We start from the raw sequence: 19,939 nt of genomic DNA on the forward strand, positions 1-19,939 counted from the left end.
AACACCTCCGCGTTAATTAATAGAATCCCTGGTGGACTTGCCAATTTCCACTGTTCCTATTGTTTTTATAGTTCCGCACACTTCTATAACAGTGCCCGCCGATGGCTTTAAAACATTACCATAGGTTTCAATTACCTTAAAGGAAACCGGGTATTTATAAAAATCAGTCTCAACAGCCAACTCATCCCCGTCCGTTACAGGAACGGTAACGTAACGGTGCGTGAAATAACCTTTTTTTTCACCGTTTACCAACACCGCTGCTTTGGGTAATGTTGTATAGTCCAGCAGCTGAAAGGTTACCAGATGTTCAAGTTCGGCCTTACTGAAGTCACTTTGGTCCGTCAAGTTCCCATCCGCTTGGCCGGCAACCCGCATCACCGGATCACCGGTAAACCACTGCACCGTAACAAGCATTACCGCACACAGCACCACAACCCGCAACAACCAGCGCTCCAACTTAGCGCCCCAAAAAAGAAAATTTTTACGCACGACAGATCACCTTTCTTTTTTAAAATGATATATGCCGTGCATTAGATTATTATTATCGCAGGTTATGTTTTCTTTCCAGGTGTGCTATATGATTTTTCATTTCTTCACCGACCCTGAACAAAAATCGTTCCAAGTCATAGCGAGACATCACCATGCGCCCCGGTTCAATCACTTCAATTTTACGAAAATCCTCTCTGGCTATAAAACGCAGCAAATCCTCCATGTTTTCAGCGATTATGGAAAGTATGACCGGCGCATAGGCTACCTCGGTTTCGCTCATATCGTCCCAAACAGTATAAACTTCAATACTCATATCAATGTCTTCTATATATATGCCCTGAATGGGTACATTTCTAAGCAACGCCAATTGCTGTTCCCGAACCTCTTCCGCAGCCCTGTCCACCGGTTTGCCGCCGAATAAAAATCGCCCGGGCCGGCCCTGCCCTTTAAAATCCAGTCTGATTTTTACTTTTATTTCCGTGTCCGGACTTAATTCAGTCACGTTATGTATGCACCTCCGCGCGGAGTTTAGGGTCATAATTCTACCAATATGTCGGGATATCCTGCCACCGGTGCCATGTTTTTTTGTCGCAAACCACGCAAATCATACATACAAAATATATAAGTGTTGCATTATTGTCTTAAGCCCACCTGACTATGTTTGTTTTAAGCATAGTTACGTCGGTAGCCTGGCGGCCTTCATCAACATTTTTACCTCACGGATTGTTAAATGGCGGAAACGGCCCCGCTGCAAATCACCTATTTTAAGAGGGCCGATACCGACCCGCCGCAAACCAAGCACCGGGTGGCCGATATGCTCACACATGCGGCGCACCTGCCTATTTCTGCCTTCATGAATGGTGATTTCCAATAAGGCCCTGTCTCCTTTATTTTTAAGCAGCCGCACTCCGGCCGGGGCCGTGGGGCCGTCTTGCAGCGTCACACCCCCGGCCAGTTCATCCAGCTTGTTCTTGTCAGGCACTCCCAATACCAACGCCTGGTAGGTTTTAGGTATTTCGTGACGCGGGTGGGTCAAAGCATAGGTCAGCTCACCGTCATTGGTAAGCAGCAGCAGTCCCTCGCTATCATAATCCAAACGGCCCGCCGGATAGACTCTTTGCTTTATTCCGCTCAATAAATCAATTACCTTGCGGCGCCCCTTGGGGTCACTTACCGTGCTCACATACCCGGTGGGCTTATATACCAGTAGATATACTTTTTTCTCCGGTTTGCGCACAGGGCGGCCATCAACCTCCACCCGGTCGCGCAACGGATCTATCTTAAGCCCCGGCAGGGCAACCGACTTACCGTTGACTCTGACCTTGCCCTGAGCAATTAATTCTTCACTGCCGCGCCGGGAAGCCACTCCCGATCGGGCCATAAATTTGTGCAGCCGTTCCAAAGCTTAAATCACCTCATCATGCATTTTACCACGTTTTTCAGCAAAGTGAAAAGGTTTGGCAACCGAGCAGCCAATTTTCCGCTGCCGGTTGCCAAACCCCATAATTTGTCACCCATCTACTGCTTTCGTTTTCGTTTGTTTGCTTATCTAAACCGGCCCGAACAATTTGTGCGCCACGTAAACCGAAGCTATAAGAGTGGTGAAATCAGCGGAAAGACCGGAAATAATGGAATAGCGGTACCTGGAAATACCTACCGATCCGAAATACAATGTAAGCACGTAAAAAGTGGTGTCGGAACTGCCTTGCATGGTAGAAACCAGGCGGCCGATAAAACTATCGGGACCGTGGGTTTTGATAAGGTCGGTTGCTATACCAAGTGAGGCGCCACCCGAAAGAGGACGCATAACGGCATGGGGCAGCACTTCAGCGGGAAACCCGACCAGGTTTAATACCGGGGAAAAGATGCCCACTACCATATCCAGCGCCCCGGAAGCTCTGAATATACTGATGGCCACCAGCATAGCTACCAAGAACGGTATAGTCTTAATAGCCGTGCCAAATCCTTCTTCCGCTCCTTCCACAAATTTTTCAAATACATTAACTCCCCGAACCATGGCAATTAAAGGCACCAACAGCAGTACCACAGGAATGGCCCAGCGGGAAAGATCGGACACAACACCGAACAATTATGTTCACCTCCCCCGGTAATAAAGGTAACGCAACAACCTATCCATGCACACAGCCACCGTCATACCGGCCGTTGTGGCAAAAATGGTGGTGCCCACTATCTCGGTGGGATCCGCCGAGCCGTATATTAACCTAATGCCAATAATAGTTGTAGGAATAAGAGTGATGCACGAAGTGTTCAGGGCCAGAAAAGTGCACATAGCATCGGTAGCCTCTTTGGGGTCTCCACGGTTTAATTTTTGCAATTCCTGCATGGCAATCAGCCCCATAGGCGTTGATGCGTTGCCCAGCCCCAGTATGTTGGCGCTTAAATTCATTACAATAGCGCCCATAGCCGGGTGATCTTTGGGTACGCTGGGAAATAGAAAGCCGGTAATGGGCTGCACCATCCGGGACAAGGCTTGGACCAGCCCGGCGGCTTCAGCCAATTTCATAATGCCCAGCCAGAAAGTAATAATAGCAATTAGATCAATAGCCGTTTGCACGGCCACTTGAGCACCCTCCAGAGCCGCCTTGGTAACTACTTCCACATGACCGTTGACGGCGGCCACCAGCACTCCAATGACCATCATACCCAACCAGATATAATTGACCATACTTTTCTCCTCCGCCACACGATGAGTCTCCTTACAACAAAAAGTATGATCAGGCTGTCCCAAATATGAAAAATTTTCTAAACCGAATATATGTATTTTTATTCTTTATGATATTGCGTCAGCAGATGGATGTCTATGGTGTTAATTGTTTATGAAACTTTTTTGATATCCGGGAATATGATGTTTGCAGGAGTGTTTTGCCCTCTGAAAGGGGATAAAAAATGCAGGCTATTGTGGTGGGGGGAGGCTGGGCCGGCTGTGCAGCCGCGTATGCGGCGAGAAAAGCCGGCGCCGATGTAATACTGCTGGAGAAAACCGATATGTTGCTGGGGACCGGTCTAGTGGGCGGCATCATGTGCAACAACGGACGGTTTACCGCGCTGGAGGAAGTACGCGCATTAGGCGGAGCGGATTTTATTTCATTAATTGAATCCGTTTTCAGGCACCGGTTTGTCGATTTTCCGGGGCACCGGCATGCCATGCTTTACGATGTAACTAAAATTGAACCGATGGTGCGAAATTTCTTAACCCGGTGCGAAGTCAGTATAAAGTTACAAACCAGAATGACAGAGGTTTTTGTCAATAACGGTTACATAAATGGCATAGTAACAGCTAACGACGAAATATTACGCGGAGATGTTTTTGTGGATACCACCGGGTCGGCCGGACCGGTTAAAAATTGCACCCGTTTCGGCAGCGGGTGTGCTATGTGCATACTGCGCTGCCCCAGCTTCGGGCCGAGAGTCAGCCTGACGGCCAAGGCAGGGCTGCCGGAAATCAAGGCCGGAGACAGTTTCACTCATTTTGAAGCCATGAGCGGCTCCTGCAAACTGGACAAAAACTCCCTGGATGCAAATTTGGTGCAACAACTGGAACGCAATGGAGTGCTGGTTATTCCCCTGCCGCCTGCTATGTATAAGGATGAATTGTTAGACAGCAAAGCATGCCAACAATATGCCCTGACGGAATACGCCAGGAACCTGGTAATCTTGGATACCGGGCATGCTAAATTAATGACGCCTTTTTTCCCATTGGAAAAACTGCGCACTCTGGATGGGTTTGTCAACGCCCGTTACGCCGACCCTTATTCGGGCGGCAGAGGCAATTCGGTGCGTTTCATGGCCATGTGTCATTGCAACGACGCACTGCAGGTCGAAGGCGTGAAAAATTTATTTTGTGCCGGAGAAAAAACCGGCCCGCTTGTGGGTCACACTGAAGCCATAGCCACCGGCTTTATCGCAGGTTACAACGCAGTTCGATTGCTGGCCGGATTGGACCCCCTGGTACTCCCCGATGACCTGGCCACCGGCGATATCATAGCTTATATGCACCGCGAGATTAAAAAGCCCGCGGGGTTGAGCAAAAAGTATACTTTCTCCGGTTCGGTATATTTTGAAAGAATGCAGAAAAAAGGCCTGTATAGCACCTCCGCCTCGGAATTATACGAGCGGGTGCGCCGGGCCGGATTGGAAGAATTATTCAATAAAAGACTCCCGCTTCTATAGGTGGGAGTTTCTATTTTTACTTCAGGTGGGGTAAAGTCCCCATCTGAAGCCCGGATATTCAGCTTTAGCTGAATGAGTTTACTTTCGTAAGAACTATATTTATGCTTCTTGATATATACGGTCAAATTAGCGAATTCAAAAGGGTTAAACCCTTTCCACATTAGGTTAGCGCGCCGCGGTCAATTTTGGGGTCGGTTCGCCGGTCCAACAGGCTTTGAATCTGGTTGAATACTTGCGGGGCCAGGTCGATAAGCCTGTCCAGCGTTGCATTGCCGTCTACCGGTATCAAGCGTACCTGGCCGTTGCCCGCCACCAGAAAACCGACGGGTTTCACGGAAACACCGGCCCCGCTGCCACCGCCAAAACCGGGCATTTGTCCTTCGCCGCCCTGGTCCTTTTCACCGCCGCCATAATCAAATTCACCGCCGCCCGCACCGAAGCCGCAGGCCACTCTGGATATGGGAATGATTACGCTTCCGTCGGGGGTCTCGACAGGATCTCCCACCACGGTATTTACATCAACCATCTCTTTAATGCTTTCCATTGCTGTTTTCATAAGACCCTCAATAGGATGCATTTGTTCAGGCATATATATCCAGCTCCTTAGTTAATACTGCAACTATTGAATAATGTACCCTGTATTTGCTGCGTTATGCATGCAAGCGAACTATGACTTTTTCCTATTCTTCAGAAAAAGCCAAGCAGCCATAACGCCGGTAATAATTATATGTACGGGCCGCAGGCTAAACACGCAGTTTATGCGCATGGCCAACAGACGAGCGTTGAAAACCGGTATGACCTCCAGTTCCGGCTTAGGCATCGGCTTTTGCAGCCGGCGATAAAGATAAGCGATGGTATTACTTTTAACGATCCATAGCAATCCTACCGCCATTCCGGTTTGGTCCGCCCGGCACATGCCCAATCTGGTGCGCCAGCTAAACCGCTGCAGTTTGGTTGCCGCTAAAATGTAGCGATAGGCCGGCTCTGTGGCACGATAAATGTTCATCATCCATTTATACAGATCAATAATCCGGCCGGCGGAAATACTGGCCTTTTCCTCTGCTAAAACGTCACCGGATCGTCCGGCCAATCGAGCTCGCAGCTTTAACACGGGAGCAAATGAATTGCTGACCAGCTTAACCGAAGACAGCCGCAGCCGTAACTTAAATAAGCCCCACAAAAAGGACAGGCTTACACCGGTGCCGGGCGTGGAAAGATTCAGTGTCATATTGGGATTTGCGTCATCTTTTTCTTTAAGCTCATAACTGATATACACTGTAACCGGTGCGACCAGCAGCAGCAATAACAAAATCAGCACCGGTGCAAATATTAAGTACCACATGCTGCACCTCATGCCTTATACTGCCGCCGCCGTCATTAAAATATGCGCCTTTCCTGACGCCTTCTTCTCTGCCTTCCTCTCTGATCCACTGTTCTATCCGGATCATCTTCAACACCTCCAGAAGACGTCTTTTGTATGCTTCCGACAGGCATAACGTATTTCTAATTCTTATTGTAATCAAGACCCACATTGCGGCGAGCCCGCTCCAGGTATACCGCAGCCGCCTGTTTGGCCTTGCGGGCACCTTTTTGCATAGTTTCCAATACATATTGTCTATCTTCAGCCAGTCTATCTCTTTCTTTTTTATAGGGGGCGAAGTAATCACGAATCACTTCGAACAGTTCCTTTTTGATATCCCCGTATCGCAGACCCGGTGTTATAAACCTTTTTTTAAGATCGGCCTTGCCTTTTTCATCCAGAAATAAAACATATAAGTCAAAGAGTATATTGCCTTCGGCAGCCTTGGGCTCATCCACCGGCGTGGAATCGGTTTTTATGCTCATGACTTTTTTCCGCAGCGCCTTTTCATCGGCAAATATCTCTATGGTATTGCCATAGGATTTGGACATTTTTTGGCCGTCGGTACCCGGTACAGTAGCAAAGTCCTCTTCAATGTCGGGCTCGGGCACCACGAATGTATCCCCGTAGGTACTATTAAACTTTATTGCCACATCCCTGGCCACCTCCAGGTGCTGTTTCTGGTCTTTGCCCACGGGTACCCTTTCGCTCCCGTACAGCAGTATATCGGCAGCCATCAGCACCGGGTAAGAAAATAAACCGTGACTGGCCGGGATACCCTTGGCGGTTTTGTCCTTGAAGGAATGGCAGCGTTCCAGCAATCCCATGCCGGTAATATTGGACAACAGCCAGGTTAGTTCCGTAACTTCCGGCACATCCGACTGGACCCAGAACACAGCTTTGTCGGGGTCAAGACCCAGAGCCAGAAAATCACAGGCCGCGTCAAAGGTTTGTTCCCTTAAACGGTTCGCATCAAAAACAGAAGTCAGAGCATGGTAATTTACCAGAAAGCAAAACAGCTCATTGTTCTGCTGGTAATTAACCATTCTGCTCATCATACCGAAATAGTTGCCCAAGTGCAGGGCACCCGAAGGCTGAATACCGGAAAGAATGCGCATGATAAATCTCCTTTACTTTATAAGTATGGTTAGTGAACCGGGCAATGAATACGCAAATATATTTACCGCTGCGGCCTGTCTATTGCTAAGTTGCACGGGTAATATTAGTAAATCGGCAGGTCAAATTAGATTATTTCACTTATCTTTAAAAACATATCTACCACAAAGCTAACCACAGGCCATAATACCTTGCCCAGTACTCCGGTAAAAAGCAGTATCAGCAATATTATAGTGCCGTATGTCTCCATACCGTAAATAAAATGGGATTGCCGGGGAAACAGCCCGGCCAATATTTTAGACCCGTCCAATGGCGGCACGGGTATCAGATTAAAAAAGGCCAGTATCACGTTGATCTGCAGAGTCAGATATAATATGTAATAAACATATTCGGCAAACGGTACCAGCCGGAGAAGTCCCACGCCTAACAATATGGAAGCCGCCAGCGCCATCACCAGGTTGGCGGCGGGGCCGGCCAACGAAACCAGCAGCATGCCCCGGGCCGGGTCGCCCCGTAAGTTGTACGGGTTGACCGGAACCGGCTTGGCCCAACCGAACTTGAACAGTATCAGCATTAGAAAACCAACCGGGTCAATGTGGGCCAGGGGGTTAAGGGTCAGCCGTCCCTGATGCCGGGCGGTATGGTCGCCTAACCGATCGGCCATCCACCCGTGGGCGAATTCATGAAATGTGAGGCCAATTAATATAGCCGGCAGCAAAAGCAGCAGCTCGGCCAAGCTGGGTAAATCTAACATTTACTCGCTCCTTTTAGTCACCCGGGCCAGATAATCCCGCACAAAGGCTTGTTCTTCCTCCTCCGTGCACAAATTGCCGTCCAGCCGCTCCCGCCACAGCGCATCCAATGCTTCGCGGTAAACCGGCCCGGGACGATAGCCCAGGTGTTTAATATATTTTCCGTTGATTCTAGGTTTGCTATCCCTAATTATATTGAGCAGCTGTTTGAAACGTTCCTTTAACTCTTCTTCTTCCAAAATGGCCAGCAGCATGGGGTAGCTTTCCCTGGGCATCTGCAGCAGCACCTTGGCCAATTGACTGACTTTGACATGCTGCGGCGCTTTCCAGATTAAAGCTACAGCCCGGCTCCAGCCATCCAGAGCGGCCAGCACCTTTTCAGTCTGCCTTTTACTGACACCGTATTTAGCACAGTTATCCCGGGCTGCCGCCGCATCCGACCAGTGTAAAACAGCTATTAAATAAACCAACCACCGGGAATTGGGCACCGCCATCCCCCAGTCGCCGATTTGCTGCATAGCACGGGGTAATTCTTTCAGCACGGGTTCAACCTCCCAGTAATTAACCCGGGGGAATATATATGGCCAAACCGCCAGCTCTTCCATGCGCCCCAGCATGCTGCCGGCCTCGGGCTCCAGCAGTATATGCTTGAGCTCATCCCAAAGCCGTTCATTGCTGACCTTGGCCAGCACACCCCGGCGCACCGTTTCCTTTAAATACTTAAGTGTCTGCGGCTCGATTTTAAAGCCGTACCGCTGCTCAAACCGAATGGCCCGCAGTATTCTGGTGGGATCTTCAATAAAGCTTAAATTATGCAGCACTCTGACAGTATGATACTGCAAGTCGTCCCGGCCCTCAAAAAAATCTACCAAGTCGCCGAAGCTGCTTTCATTTAACGCCACAGCCATAGCATTAATGGTAAAATCACGCCGGTATAAATCCTGGTGCAGCGTAGAGCTTTCCACCTGGGGCAGTGCCGCCGGATAAGCGTAAAACTCAACCCGGGCCGTGGCAACATCTATTTTAAAATCATCGGAAAAGACCACTTCCGCTGTTCCGAACTTATGGTGCTGCCTAACCCGGACATCATAGACTTTACCCAGCTCTTGAGCCAGCAGTATACCGTCTCCCTCCACCACCAAATCCACATCCAGGCTTTCATGACCCAATAAAACGTCACGCACCAGCCCTCCGGCCGCATAAATATTATAACCCATACTATCCGCAATTTGACCGGCTTGCTTCAAAATATTCCGCACGGCGGAGGACAAGGTCCGCTCCAGCACCCAGCCGATATTGCGTTTGGACAGTCCCTCCTGCGCGCCGTGATTATAAACTACCCGGTGCCTTGCCTGTACTTCCCCGTGCAAAGTACGCAATATATCGGTGCGCGAAACAATACCTAATATTTTACCATCTTCCACCACGGGCACCCGGCCAATGTCGTGGTTAATCATTAATTCCTGCAGCTCGGATACAGGCATATCGGGCGGTACCGATACAACCCTGACGGTCATAAAGCCCTTTACCGGTGCATGCCCCAGACCGTGGTGGTTGGCCTTTTCCACATCCCGGCGGGAAATAACGCCGGTTAGCTTTTCACCCTTGACCACGGGCAAACCGGTATGACCGTAACGCAGCATAATCTGTCCCGCCTCGGCAATGCTCATTTCCGGGGCCACGGTTTTTACCGGCGCAGACATAATATCCGCGGCACAAACGGGCGGCTGTATTTTATGGTAAATAACGTCCAGCAGCTCCCAGGCCACGTCGTCAAGCACACCGTTTTTCACGGTAGCCGAGGCGGCTGCGGCATGTCCGCCCCCACCGAAGTGCTTTAATACCTCCGCCACATTGGCCTGGGGTATACTGCTCCGGCCTACGATATGCACCCGGTCCTCCATTTCAGCCAGCACAAAAACCACGTCCAGACGTTCGATCTCAGAAATGGTGTGTGCTATCAGAGCCAGGCCGACCACGAATTCCGCCGTTTCAGCCTTGGCTATCAGCACCTTGGCACCGTTTATCTGGTGCCGCTCTGCATTTACCAGCAAATCTTTGAGCAACGCTTTTTGTTCATCGGTCATGGGCCGGCCCAAAAAATCCGCCACCACTGCCAGATTGGCTCCCTTTTGCAGCAAGTAGGAAACAGCATCCACATCCCGGTGTGTAGTGCTGGTAAATACAAGTGAACCGGTATCACTATATATGCCCAGACAAAAGATAGTGGCTTCCAGGGAGGTAAGCGGCAAATCCGCCTGCCTGATTTTTTCCACCAGCAGAGTAACCGCCGCCCCTACCATATCCACTATCTCCACGGAACCCCGCACGTCGCCGTCCACCCAGGGGTGATGGTCATAAATATGCACATCCACCCCCGATTGATTTAAAATATCACTTATTTTGCCCACCCGGCGGCGGCTTTTGGTATCCACCAGTATAACGCGCTTAACTTGCTCTAAATCAACCTGCTTAATAGTATAAATATTTAAAGTGTCCTTGTGAAGTGACATAAATTCTTCCACATTACGAGACATTTTGCCCGGCAAAACCAACCTGGCATCGGGATACAGTTTTTGTGCCGCCACCATGGCCGCCAGCCCGTCCATATCTGTATTGGTGTGGGTTGTAATAATCTCCACTTGTTTGCCTCCGTGTATTATTACTTAAACTGTATTTATTTTCTACATTAGCTTAATATTATATCATATTTACCGGTCGGATGCGTAAAAAAACGTGTTCCGAATTGCCTAAAAAGCCCTTCGGAGCACGTTATCATCATTAATGCTCTACCCTGAAAAAAGCTCGGGGTTCTTTTCTTCCGTATGCTTTCAACTATTATTGCGGGCAACCGTTATTGCAAGCGTAAGCAAAGCAATCCCAAACTCCAAAGCGGATCGCCAAAGAAATGCGGGCTGTAAAACGAAGATTGCTTCGTCGCTTCGCTCCTCGCAATAACGGGATCTTAATGCACAGTTATATTCATTGCCATAACGAGATTTTAAGCAGCACAGGTTGTATTCATAGCAATGACAAGCTGCACCGCCGCGCCAGCATAGCCGCAATGAGTGTCAGCGCCCGGCACCGGCTATTTTAGCCACCCGGCCCTCGTTAAACCGCTCCGGCACCACATCGTTTCTAATTAAATCGTCATAAGTTTCCCTGGCCACAATGATGTCCGCCGCACCGTCTTTAACCAGCACCATGGCCGGGCGGGGTAAACGGTTATAGTTCATGGACATGGAATAGTTATAAGCTCCGGTGGAAGAAACCGCCAGAATATCGCCGGGTGCGGGAGCAGGCAAATCAATATCCCAAATCAGCATATCGCCCGATTCGCAGCATTTTCCGGCTATGGACACCATCTCCTGCGGCTGCTGGGCCGCCCGGTTGGCCAGCAATGCTTCATAGCGGGACTGGTACAATGCCGGTCTGGGGTTGTCACCCATACCGCCGTCCACCGCCACGTACGTGCGAATACCGGGTATACTTTTCACCGCTCCCACCGTGTACAGCGTTGTCCCGGCGGGACCGCTGACGGACCGACCGGGCTCCACCAACACCTTGGGGGCCGCCAAACCATATTGGGGGGCTAGATTTTTCACCGCCTGCGCCAGCGTGTCGGCGAATTTGCTCACCGATTGAGGCTCATCTGCCGCGGTATAATAAATACCCATACCACCGCCGAAATTCATTTCTTCGGGCTGCCAGCCGGTTTCCCTGCGCACCTCGGCGGCAAAGCCAAGCATTACTTCAGCAGCATGGGCATATGACTGCAGCTCAAATATTTGCGAGCCGATATGGCAGTGCAGCCCGGTGAGCCGGATATGCTCCAGGGCCAGTGCCCGCTTGATTATTTCCATGGCCTGGCCGTTTTCTATGACCATGCCGAATTTACTGTCAATTTGCCCTGTTTTGATATACTCATGAGTATGCGCTTCCACCCCGGGAGTCAGACGCAGCATAATTTTAGCCTGAACGCCGGCCTCGCCGGCCAGCCGGTCAAGCATTTGCAGTTCATGCGGGTTATCCACCATTACCCGGCCCACCTTGTAATCCAAAGCTAATTTTAACTCGGCAGCCGATTTATTGTTACCGTGAAAATAAACCCGCTCCATGGGAAAACGCGCTTTTTTAGCGGTATATAGCTCACCGCCCGATACCACATCCAGGCTCAAGCCTTCCTCATCTACCATGCGGCAAACAGCCAATGTAAGTAATGTTTTAGCGGCATATAACACCACACCGTCATATTTTTCAGTGAAAGCCCGGTAATAGCGGCGACAGTTTTGCCGGAAATATTGCTCATCCAGCACATATAAAGGTGTGCCGAAATTCTCGGCCAGCTCCACGGTATCACAGCCGCCTATCTCCAAGTGCCCCTTATCGTTAATTTGCATTGTGCCCTGCAGCTTCATCAAATTTCCCCCGTTCAGTTCAGAAATAATTAAACCCCCTTCCACGCGGAGTGAAAGAAGGCCATATATGCATACCGACTCTTTCCGTTTCTCCGGTGATATAGCTCTCCACCCAAACCGGCAAACACAACACGCGCTCATCCGGCAACGCCATCATAAGCGCCTGCGGGTGACAGTCCGGCACTTGTTCAATGCCGAACCAGCCCGGTGTTACGGAAATAAAACCGGACTTCGGCGGCTTGCCCTTTCACCCCGGCTCATCGGATTCCCGCTCCTCACCGTCGGTTACTATTGCAAACCGCGCCTCTACACCTCCCAGCGGAGATGAGGTCTATTTATTTGTGCACATTTTAACACGGTTTAATCAACTAAGTCAATTGGGTATGTTTTAGGCGGCAAAGATAGCTTTGCCGCCTGGTAATAGCAGTATAACATGATTAAGTTTAAACAGTCACCGGCATCAACTTTGAAAAGACAATCTTGCAATCTTTCAACATCGGTGCCAGGCACCGGTAGCGACGATAACGACAATCTTTCAACTTTTTCAACGCCCGGCACCAAAGGTGGTGCGCTTAGATTTGAGGCAGGTTTTTCAGGGCGCCGGCCAGAATGTCTTCGGGCAGCGGATAGTCTTCCATTTTACCGGCCATGTATTTGTCGTAGGAGGGCAGATCCAAAAAACCGTGCCCGCTCAGATTGAACAATATGGTGCGGGCCTCACCCGCTTCCTTAGCCGCCAGGGCTTCGTTAATCGCGCACTGGATGGCGTGAGCTGATTCCGGCGCCGGCACCACGCCCTCGCTGCGGGCAAACAGTACGGCTCCCTTGAATATAGCGGTTTGATCCAAAGAAGTAGCCTCAATGATGCCGTCATGCAACAACTGGCTTACCAGCGGTGAATCGCCGTGATAGCGCAGTCCGCCCGAGTGTATGCTGGGGGGCATGAACTCGGAACCCAAAGTATACATGTGCAGCAGCGGGGTTAGCCCGGCCACATCGCCGTAATCGTAAGCAAATTGTCCCCGGGTAAGCGTGGGACATGAGGAAGGCTCGGCTGCAACGAGTCTTATTTTCGCTCCCTGCACCAGCTTATCATATACAAAGGGGAAGGCCAGGCCGGCAAAATTGCTGCCGCCGCCGCAGCAGGCAATCACTATATCCGGATAGTCCCCGGCTTTGGCCATTTGCGCCTTGGCTTCCTGGCCGATGACGGTTTGGTGCAGCATAACATGGTTTAATACACTGCCCAGGGCATAGTTGGTATCGTCACGCTGAGCGGCTACTTCTACGGCTTCGCTGATGGCAATACCCAGGCTGCCCGGACTTTCCGGGTCGGCGGCCAGTATTTTGCGGCCCGCCTCCGTCTCATTGCTGGGGCTGGCTACCACGCCGGAACCATAAATTTGCATCATGGACCGGCGGTAGGGTTTTTGCTCGTAACTCACCTTAACCATATAAACCTTGCATTCCATGCCAAAGAAATTACAGGCCTGACTGAGGGCCACACCCCACTGTCCGGCTCCCGTTTCGGTAGTCAGCCGGTTGATGCCTTCCTGCTTATTAAAATAAGCCTGCGGTACGGCGGTGTTCAGCTTATGGCTGCCAGCCGGGCTGGCACCCTCATACTTATAGTATATTTTAGCCGGCGTATCCAACGCCTTTTCCAGACGACGGGCCCGGCAAAGAGGCGAAGGACGCCACAGGCGGTATATCTCCCTTACTTCATCGGGGATCTCAATCCACCGTTCCTGAGTGACTTCCTGCTTGATCAGCTCCATGGGAAAAATAGCGGATAAATCTTCGGGGCCAACGGGCTGCTTGGTGGCCGGATGCAGCGGCGGCTTGGGCAGGTTAGGCATGTCGGCCATAATATTATACCATTTTTGGGGCATTTCCTTTTCCGTGAGCAAAATTTTTACATCGCTCATCTCTTCTCGAACTCCTCTCTACTCGGGTTTAAAAAAATCATAAACCCATTGTAGACTATGATATATTTTTCCGCAAGGGGCAATATCAACTAATTTTTTCATGGTGTGCCAGGGCATTGCTCCAGCGGCCGCAGCGGTCGCCCCAGCAGGCAATAACCTGTCCGGATTCCAGTATTTCCACCACTTCACATATATTCGGGCAACCGTCACAAGCAAAACCACCGGCTTTAAATTCTCTGTCCGCAACGTCAAATCCCCTGAACCCGGTGCTCTTCCGGTTGGTGGCTTCCCTGGCCAGCATAGCCGCACCCAGAGCCCCCATAACATTATAATATAAAGGTACATGCACCGAAAAACCCAGAGCCTTTTCAAAGGCGGCTTTCATGCCGACATTGGCAGCCACCCCGCCCTGAAACACCACCGGCGGCAAAATTTCCTTACCTTTGCCTACATTATTTAGATAATTGCGCACCAGAGCCTCACATAGCCCGGCTAAAATATCGGGCACATTATAGCCCATTTGCTGCTTATGAATCATATCGCTTTCAGCAAATACGGCGCAGCGCCCCGCAATACGCACCGGTACAGCGGCCTGCAGCGCCAGGGAGCCGAAATCTTCTATCTGTATATTCAAGCGAGAAGCCTGCTGATCCAAAAATGACCCCGTACCCGCGGCACATACTGTATTCATGGCAAAGTCGGCTACCACTCCATTGCGCAAAATAATTATCTTGGAATCCTGGCCGCCAATTTCAAGTATGGTTTGCACACCGGGCACTACATTGGAAGCGGCAACAGCATGGGTAGTGATCTCGTTTTTAATAATATCGGCACCGATAATTACCCCGGCCAGGTGCCGTCCGCTGCCCGTGGTGCCCACACCGGCCACTTTTATCTTACCCGGCAGGGCCGCCTGCATTTGTTTTAACCCCTGCTGCACCACTTCGATGGGCCTGCCCCGGGTACGCAGGTAAATACTATGTTTTACCGTACCGTCCTCACCCGTAAGTACAATATTGGTGCTCACCGATCCCACATCTATACCCAGGTAACCGTACATATTAAGCCAACACCTTCCCGGTTTGTTTTCTCCTGGCCAGCAAATCCACAAATGCTTCCAGCCTGGTAACCAGACCTGCTTCACCGGACTGCTCGTCAACAATTAAAGTCATGACCGGAATGCCCAATTCCGTGCTCACCCGGGGCAAGATGCTCTGGGCCACTATTTCCGGCATACATGTAAAGGGCAGCAGTTGAATCACGCCGTCATAACCCCGCTCGGCATACAACACTGTACTGCCCACGGTTTCCAGGCCATGACCGCCTACGGAATGTCCCAAGTATTTAATAGCTTTTTGCTTGGCTAATTTACTGCCGCCCTTGTTCTTCTTAAGCCCCATAAACAGGTGTTCATTAATCCACTCGCTAAGATAGATGGAACGATCCACTTCCACTCCCATACCGCCCAGTTTGCGCTCAATATCAAGGTTGCTAAAGGGCTCCAGTAAAGTGTAAATCTCTCCCACCAGACCAATGCGCAGCACCGGCCTTTGCTTGTCCAATGATACAGCGTTCATCATGCCCATAGCATTATTTAAGGCCGCCGGCAGCTTTTCCGGCCTATCCACAGCAATTATTTCCCGCAAGGCGCTTTGCAGTGCCCGGTCGGTAGCACCTGCCCTGGTTTCCCGTGGCCGGCAATAATGCGACATTTTTTCCAACTGATCCACCGCCTCAGCCTTATGATAACCGAAACGGATACCATTGATCACCCGCCGCCAGGACTGGTGGCCGGTGATATGCTTAATCTTACCCAGCAGTTCGCCAATGTGTTTTTGCGGCGGCTCCAATACTACCAGCTGGTAACGGTAGCCCAGATCACGCAGTATGGCATGTTCCACATGAGCGTAGTAGCCAAACCGGCAGGGACCGCACCCGCCGGCCATAACGATTGTGTCCGCACCCATCTCGGCGGCCTCCATAAAGTTGCCCAGATTTAGCTTTAATGGCATACAGGCAAACTCGGGGGCATGCTTGACCCCCAACAGCAGTGTCTTTTTACTGGAGGGCGGCGGCACTACCACTTCCACGTCCAAATATTCCAGCATAGCCTTGACGCATATCCACATATGCCCCATGTGGGGATAAACTACCTTCACGGGTTATCTGCACCTTTCCTAATTATCTCTATAACGTAGCGGCTACATCATCCAAATGACGACGCCATCTGACCATATCCATAAATGCTTCAAGACGCGTGATCATACCCGCCTCACCGGTATGTTCGTCAATGGTTAGATTCAGCAGCGGTTTGCGTGAGCTGCGGCGGGCGTACCTTTCGATTAGCTCTCCCGTCATGGAATCCGGTCCGCAGCCGAAGGAGGCCACATGAATCAGCCCGTCGACATCCGGCCGCTCGAAGTAATAAAAGGCGGCCCCCACCATGCGCTGGTTCAATGTCCAGAACAGCTGTTTGGGAAGTTTCCCGGCCTCCCGGCGAAAAGCAGTTTCCGTCAACTGATCTGCAGTTACCACGTCAGCCCCGTAATCCCACAGCCGCTTAATCATATTCATGCTGATATACCGGTCGTATATATTGTACGGGTGGCCGATAACAGCGATGGTGACGTCATGCACACCACCATCCCGGGTCCGGTAGTTCTGATTATCTTTACCCCCCGTTTCAAACGGCAGACGCCCGGCCTCCATATCCCGGCAATGGACATGCAGTGATTCCATGGAAGCCTTGTAGGCCTTATAAATGCTCGCCGGATTGTGGGTAAAATACCTGCCCACCATATAAAACAAATTGTACAGACTGCTGCCTTTGCGGTATAGATCCATATTATTGTCAATCAGCGGCGGCAAGTTATTGATATTATTACGCACCATATCGGGAAAACCTAAGAATTTGGGGCAGATGTATTCCCGCCGGGCGGTACTGACAATGCGCGGCAAAAAAATATAGTCCACCCTGTCCTTAAGATCCAGTACATGGCCCACCGCTAACTTAATCGGCAGACAAGCTTCATCAACGGTAGATTTTATGCCTTTTTCCAAAATAGCCCGGGTGGTCTCCCGGGATACCACGGTTTTCACTCCCAGGTGATCAAAAAAAGTTTTCCACTGGGGATAATAGTAATAATACAGTAATGCCCTGGGTATACCCACTGTAGCGGACATGATCAAAATGCCTCCCGTTTTTTCCGGTTCTTTCTCACATTAAGGTATTATGAACTAAAAACCAAATTGGTATACTAAAATTCATCTATATTTTGACAATAGGCTAACATACCACCAACAGGGTTGCAGTGGATTAAATGTAAGACTCCTTTAAAAACCCACGGGCTGTTCAGGATACTTACTTTCGGGAAGTAAGGCGAAAAAGAAACCCGGCACATGTCGGGTTTCTTTTCGGCAAGGAGAAGCACACTTTAACATTTTATAGAGCATACTTGGTCTGTTAGCTTACCCCGGCAAATTGGCGATACCGCTATTTTTTATCCGGTCGTTTGTTCTTCTCACCCGGTTTGCGAGCCGGTACCGGCAATCCCTGCCGGTCAGCATCCCGCGGTTTTAAAATGCTGGGCCGCACATTGGTTACCGGCACCGGGCGGCGCACTATAATGCTGTACAGCGCCTTGGCGTTAAAGGGTATCAGCGGCCACATGTAGGGCACTCCAAACGATCGGGTGAATATCAATAGCGCCAGCACCAGCGCCAGACCCACCAGCAGTCCGGGCAACCGGAGAAATCCCACCATTATCAGCAGAAAGAAACGGATCAGCCGGTTGGCAAAACCCAATTCATAGCTGGGCGTAAGGTAGTTGCCCACCACCGCCGCGGCGGTGTACATAATTACTTCGGCGTTAAACAGCCCCACGGTAACCGCCAAATCACCAATCAAGAGCGCGGCAATAAGACCTACCGCCGTGGCCAGCGCCGTGGGGGTATGAATAGTAGCCATGCGTACCATGTCCACTGACACTTCAGCAAGTAGGAACTGAACAAATATTGGTATCTCACCTATTTTATCGGGTCCGATAAATTTCAAAGCCGGCGGCAGTATGCCGGGCTGCAGCACTGCCAGCAGCCACAGGGGCAATAAGAATACGGAAATAGCTACCCCCATAAATCTGATCAAGCGCATGAACACACCCGCCGCAGGGTTCTGCCGGTATTCTTCGGCATGCTGCAGGTGATGGAAATAAGTGGCCGGGGTAATAATAACACTGGGTGAAGTATCCACCAGCACCAGCACATGCCCTTCCAGCAAATGTATGGCAGCAACATCCGGTCTTTCCGTATAACGAACTCTGGGCAGCGGATTCCAATAATTTCCCGGGGTGATAAGTTCCTCCACAGCCTTTTCGGCCATCGGAAGCCCATCAATATTAATTGCCTTAATTTTTTCGCGAATACTGTCTACCAAATCTTCATTAGCAATATCTTCGATATAGCAAATAACTATATCGGTCTTGGAGCGATTGCCCGCCTGAGCATATTCCATGCGCAGCTTGGGATCCCGAATGCGCCGCCTGATCAGCGCGGTATTAAAAACCAGCGTTTCCGTAAAACCGTCCCGTGAACCTCGCACTACTTTTTCCAGATCGGGTTCATCAGGACTTCTGGCCGGGTAAGTGCGCACATCCAGCATGATAGCCCGATCCTGGCCATCAACTAGCAAAGCCAGGGGGCCGGAAAGCATTTTTTCGATCAAGTCTTCCAGGTATTCTGTCGGCTGTACCTCCACGTAATTAATGTGTTTTAGAAACAATTTTTGAAAGGCATCCACCGACAAGTCGTCCCGATCCAATTGATGCAAGTTATATAAAATGTCAGTCATCAGTTCGGCGTTGGCAAAGGCGTCGACAAACAACATCAATGTTTTGCGGCCGCCGATGATCATTTCCCGCCTGACAATATCAAAGTTTTTATCAAAGGCTAATTTTTCGGCCAGCAAATCCTGGTTGACCTTCAGTTGCTTACTTAGTCTGGTCTTATTTTCAATGGCAGCGGGTGCCATCGTATCCACTCCTCTTTAGTATTTCCTGTAATGCTTTAGTGGTTAGCGGTGCACCGCGGGCATGATGATCGGCATAGTCCATTTTGCCCACATCTCCAATGCCTATAATCACCGGCAGATCTAATTCATCCAACACCTCTACAGTATCGCCATAAAGTACATCATCGGTGTATCCGCTGGTCTGCCCCAGCTTATCTACCGGTCCGTTCACTAATTCACCATGGCAGTCCACTGATAAATCCACATGCGCTCCATGCGTAAACTCGGTATTGGAGGCCACCGCCAGGACACCTAAAATACGTATATCCGGGTGACGGGCCAGGTAAGCCAGCGCCGATTCACCACTTCCCATGCCGTGCTTACCCTTGTCATCCAGCATAACCACCACCGGCTCATGGGCCGCGCGCTTGATTAAATATATCAACTGCTCGCCGGTCAACCTAGTGGGGTTACCGGCCGATGCCGATATACAGCGGGCCCCAATATTGTATGCCGCTGTTTCCACCGTTTTTTGGGCCATCTTGTCCCCGTCTGTAACCACTATGATGTTGATTGGCTTACCCAACTATTTTATCCCCTTGTCTGTCCAGTGATAAGTATATGTCAACAGCAACCTAACCACGCATAATGAAATACCGGAACCATTTTAAAATGACTTC

19 protein-coding genes and 1 riboswitch are annotated in these 19,939 nt (G+C 50.3%); of the genes, 1 reads left to right on the forward strand and 18 read right to left on the reverse strand.

What is annotated here, in order from left to right; all coding sequences use genetic code 11:
- Nucleotides 1-12: 12 nt before the first annotated feature.
- The 5 genes from ABDB91_RS10120 to ABDB91_RS10140 all read right to left on the reverse strand — a co-directional run bounded on the left by ABDB91_RS10120 (nucleotide 13) and on the right by ABDB91_RS10140 (nucleotide 3,175).
- A complete protein-coding gene (locus tag ABDB91_RS10120) occupies nucleotides 13-489 on the reverse strand; it encodes a hypothetical protein (RefSeq protein WP_347491472.1) in 477 nt (158 codons plus the stop codon).
- A 52-nt stretch (nucleotides 490-541) separates the two neighbouring features.
- Complete coding sequence (locus ABDB91_RS10125; RefSeq protein WP_347491473.1) at nucleotides 542-991, reverse strand: hypothetical protein; 450 nt, start codon at nucleotides 989-991, stop codon at nucleotides 542-544.
- A 174-nt stretch (nucleotides 992-1,165) separates the two neighbouring features.
- Nucleotides 1,166-1,891 (reverse strand): pseudouridine synthase, encoded by a 726-nt coding sequence (locus ABDB91_RS10130; protein ID WP_347491475.1) that lies wholly within the window; start codon nucleotides 1,889-1,891, stop codon nucleotides 1,166-1,168.
- 147 nt (nucleotides 1,892-2,038) lie between these two features.
- Nucleotides 2,039-2,578, reverse strand: coding sequence for a spore maturation protein (locus tag ABDB91_RS10135; RefSeq protein ID WP_347491476.1), 540 nt, complete (start codon nucleotides 2,576-2,578; stop codon nucleotides 2,039-2,041).
- Nucleotides 2,579-2,584: 6 nt separating this feature from the next.
- A complete protein-coding gene (locus ABDB91_RS10140; RefSeq protein WP_347491576.1) occupies nucleotides 2,585-3,175 on the reverse strand; it encodes a nucleoside recognition domain-containing protein in 591 nt (196 codons plus the stop codon).
- 221 nt (nucleotides 3,176-3,396) lie between these two features.
- Between ABDB91_RS10140 and ABDB91_RS10145 the strand changes: the two genes are divergently transcribed.
- Complete coding sequence (locus tag ABDB91_RS10145) at nucleotides 3,397-4,680, forward strand: FAD-dependent oxidoreductase (RefSeq protein ID WP_347491477.1); 1,284 nt, start codon at nucleotides 3,397-3,399, stop codon at nucleotides 4,678-4,680.
- A 160-nt stretch (nucleotides 4,681-4,840) separates the two neighbouring features.
- On the opposite strand, the gene ytfJ is transcribed toward ABDB91_RS10145, so the two are convergent.
- From ytfJ to ABDB91_RS10210, 13 genes are all read right to left on the reverse strand, one after another.
- Nucleotides 4,841-5,269, reverse strand: a complete 429-nt coding sequence (ytfJ, locus tag ABDB91_RS10150) for a GerW family sporulation protein (RefSeq protein WP_347491478.1) — start codon at nucleotides 5,267-5,269, stop codon at nucleotides 4,841-4,843.
- 78 nt (nucleotides 5,270-5,347) lie between these two features.
- Nucleotides 5,348-6,022 carry a DUF2953 domain-containing protein gene (locus tag ABDB91_RS10155; protein ID WP_347491479.1) on the reverse strand — a complete coding sequence of 225 codons (675 nt, stop codon included), beginning with the start codon at nucleotides 6,020-6,022 and terminating at the stop codon, nucleotides 5,348-5,350.
- Nucleotides 5,940-6,128, reverse strand: coding sequence for a hypothetical protein (locus ABDB91_RS10160; RefSeq protein ID WP_347491679.1), 189 nt, complete (start codon nucleotides 6,126-6,128; stop codon nucleotides 5,940-5,942). The genes ABDB91_RS10155 and ABDB91_RS10160 overlap by 83 nt, the downstream gene beginning before the upstream one ends.
- 55 nt (nucleotides 6,129-6,183) lie before the next feature.
- Nucleotides 6,184-7,158 carry a tryptophan--tRNA ligase gene (gene trpS, locus ABDB91_RS10165; RefSeq protein WP_347491480.1) on the reverse strand — a complete coding sequence of 325 codons (975 nt, stop codon included), beginning with the start codon at nucleotides 7,156-7,158 and terminating at the stop codon, nucleotides 6,184-6,186.
- A 125-nt stretch (nucleotides 7,159-7,283) separates the two neighbouring features.
- Nucleotides 7,284-7,910, reverse strand: coding sequence for a site-2 protease family protein (locus tag ABDB91_RS10170; RefSeq protein WP_347491481.1), 627 nt, complete (start codon nucleotides 7,908-7,910; stop codon nucleotides 7,284-7,286).
- Nucleotides 7,911-10,550 carry a CBS domain-containing protein gene (locus ABDB91_RS10175; protein ID WP_347491482.1) on the reverse strand — a complete coding sequence of 880 codons (2,640 nt, stop codon included), beginning with the start codon at nucleotides 10,548-10,550 and terminating at the stop codon, nucleotides 7,911-7,913. It lies immediately after the preceding gene.
- Between the two features lie 429 nt (nucleotides 10,551-10,979).
- Nucleotides 10,980-12,326: a diaminopimelate decarboxylase gene (lysA, locus tag ABDB91_RS10180; RefSeq protein WP_347491483.1), complete on the reverse strand. Its 1,347-nt coding sequence runs from the start codon at nucleotides 12,324-12,326 to the stop codon at nucleotides 10,980-10,982.
- Between the two features lie 93 nt (nucleotides 12,327-12,419).
- Nucleotides 12,420-12,643: riboswitch (Lysine riboswitch) on the reverse strand.
- Nucleotides 12,644-12,898: 255 nt separating this feature from the next.
- A complete protein-coding gene (locus ABDB91_RS10185) occupies nucleotides 12,899-14,254 on the reverse strand; it encodes a TrpB-like pyridoxal phosphate-dependent enzyme (protein ID WP_347491484.1) in 1,356 nt (451 codons plus the stop codon).
- An 85-nt stretch (nucleotides 14,255-14,339) separates the two neighbouring features.
- Nucleotides 14,340-15,314 carry an acyl-CoA dehydratase activase gene (locus ABDB91_RS10190; protein WP_347487507.1) on the reverse strand — a complete coding sequence of 325 codons (975 nt, stop codon included), beginning with the start codon at nucleotides 15,312-15,314 and terminating at the stop codon, nucleotides 14,340-14,342.
- Nucleotide 15,315: 1 nt separating this feature from the next.
- Nucleotides 15,316-16,413: a CoA protein activase gene (locus ABDB91_RS10195; RefSeq protein ID WP_347487508.1), complete on the reverse strand. Its 1,098-nt coding sequence runs from the start codon at nucleotides 16,411-16,413 to the stop codon at nucleotides 15,316-15,318.
- 28 nt (nucleotides 16,414-16,441) lie between these two features.
- Nucleotides 16,442-17,437 (reverse strand): acyl-CoA dehydratase activase-related protein, encoded by a 996-nt coding sequence (locus ABDB91_RS10200; RefSeq protein ID WP_347487510.1) that lies wholly within the window; start codon nucleotides 17,435-17,437, stop codon nucleotides 16,442-16,444.
- Nucleotides 17,438-17,747: 310 nt separating this feature from the next.
- Complete coding sequence (locus ABDB91_RS10205; protein WP_347487512.1) at nucleotides 17,748-19,280, reverse strand: spore germination protein; 1,533 nt, start codon at nucleotides 19,278-19,280, stop codon at nucleotides 17,748-17,750.
- Nucleotides 19,261-19,845: a stage V sporulation protein AE gene (locus tag ABDB91_RS10210; protein ID WP_347487515.1), complete on the reverse strand. Its 585-nt coding sequence runs from the start codon at nucleotides 19,843-19,845 to the stop codon at nucleotides 19,261-19,263. The genes ABDB91_RS10205 and ABDB91_RS10210 overlap by 20 nt, the downstream gene beginning before the upstream one ends.
- Nucleotides 19,846-19,939 lie beyond the last annotated feature (94 nt).

Origin of the sequence: Desulfoscipio sp. XC116, assembly GCF_039851975.1 — a bacterium.
Lineage (GTDB): Bacteria > Bacillota > Desulfotomaculia > Desulfotomaculales > Desulfallaceae > Sporotomaculum.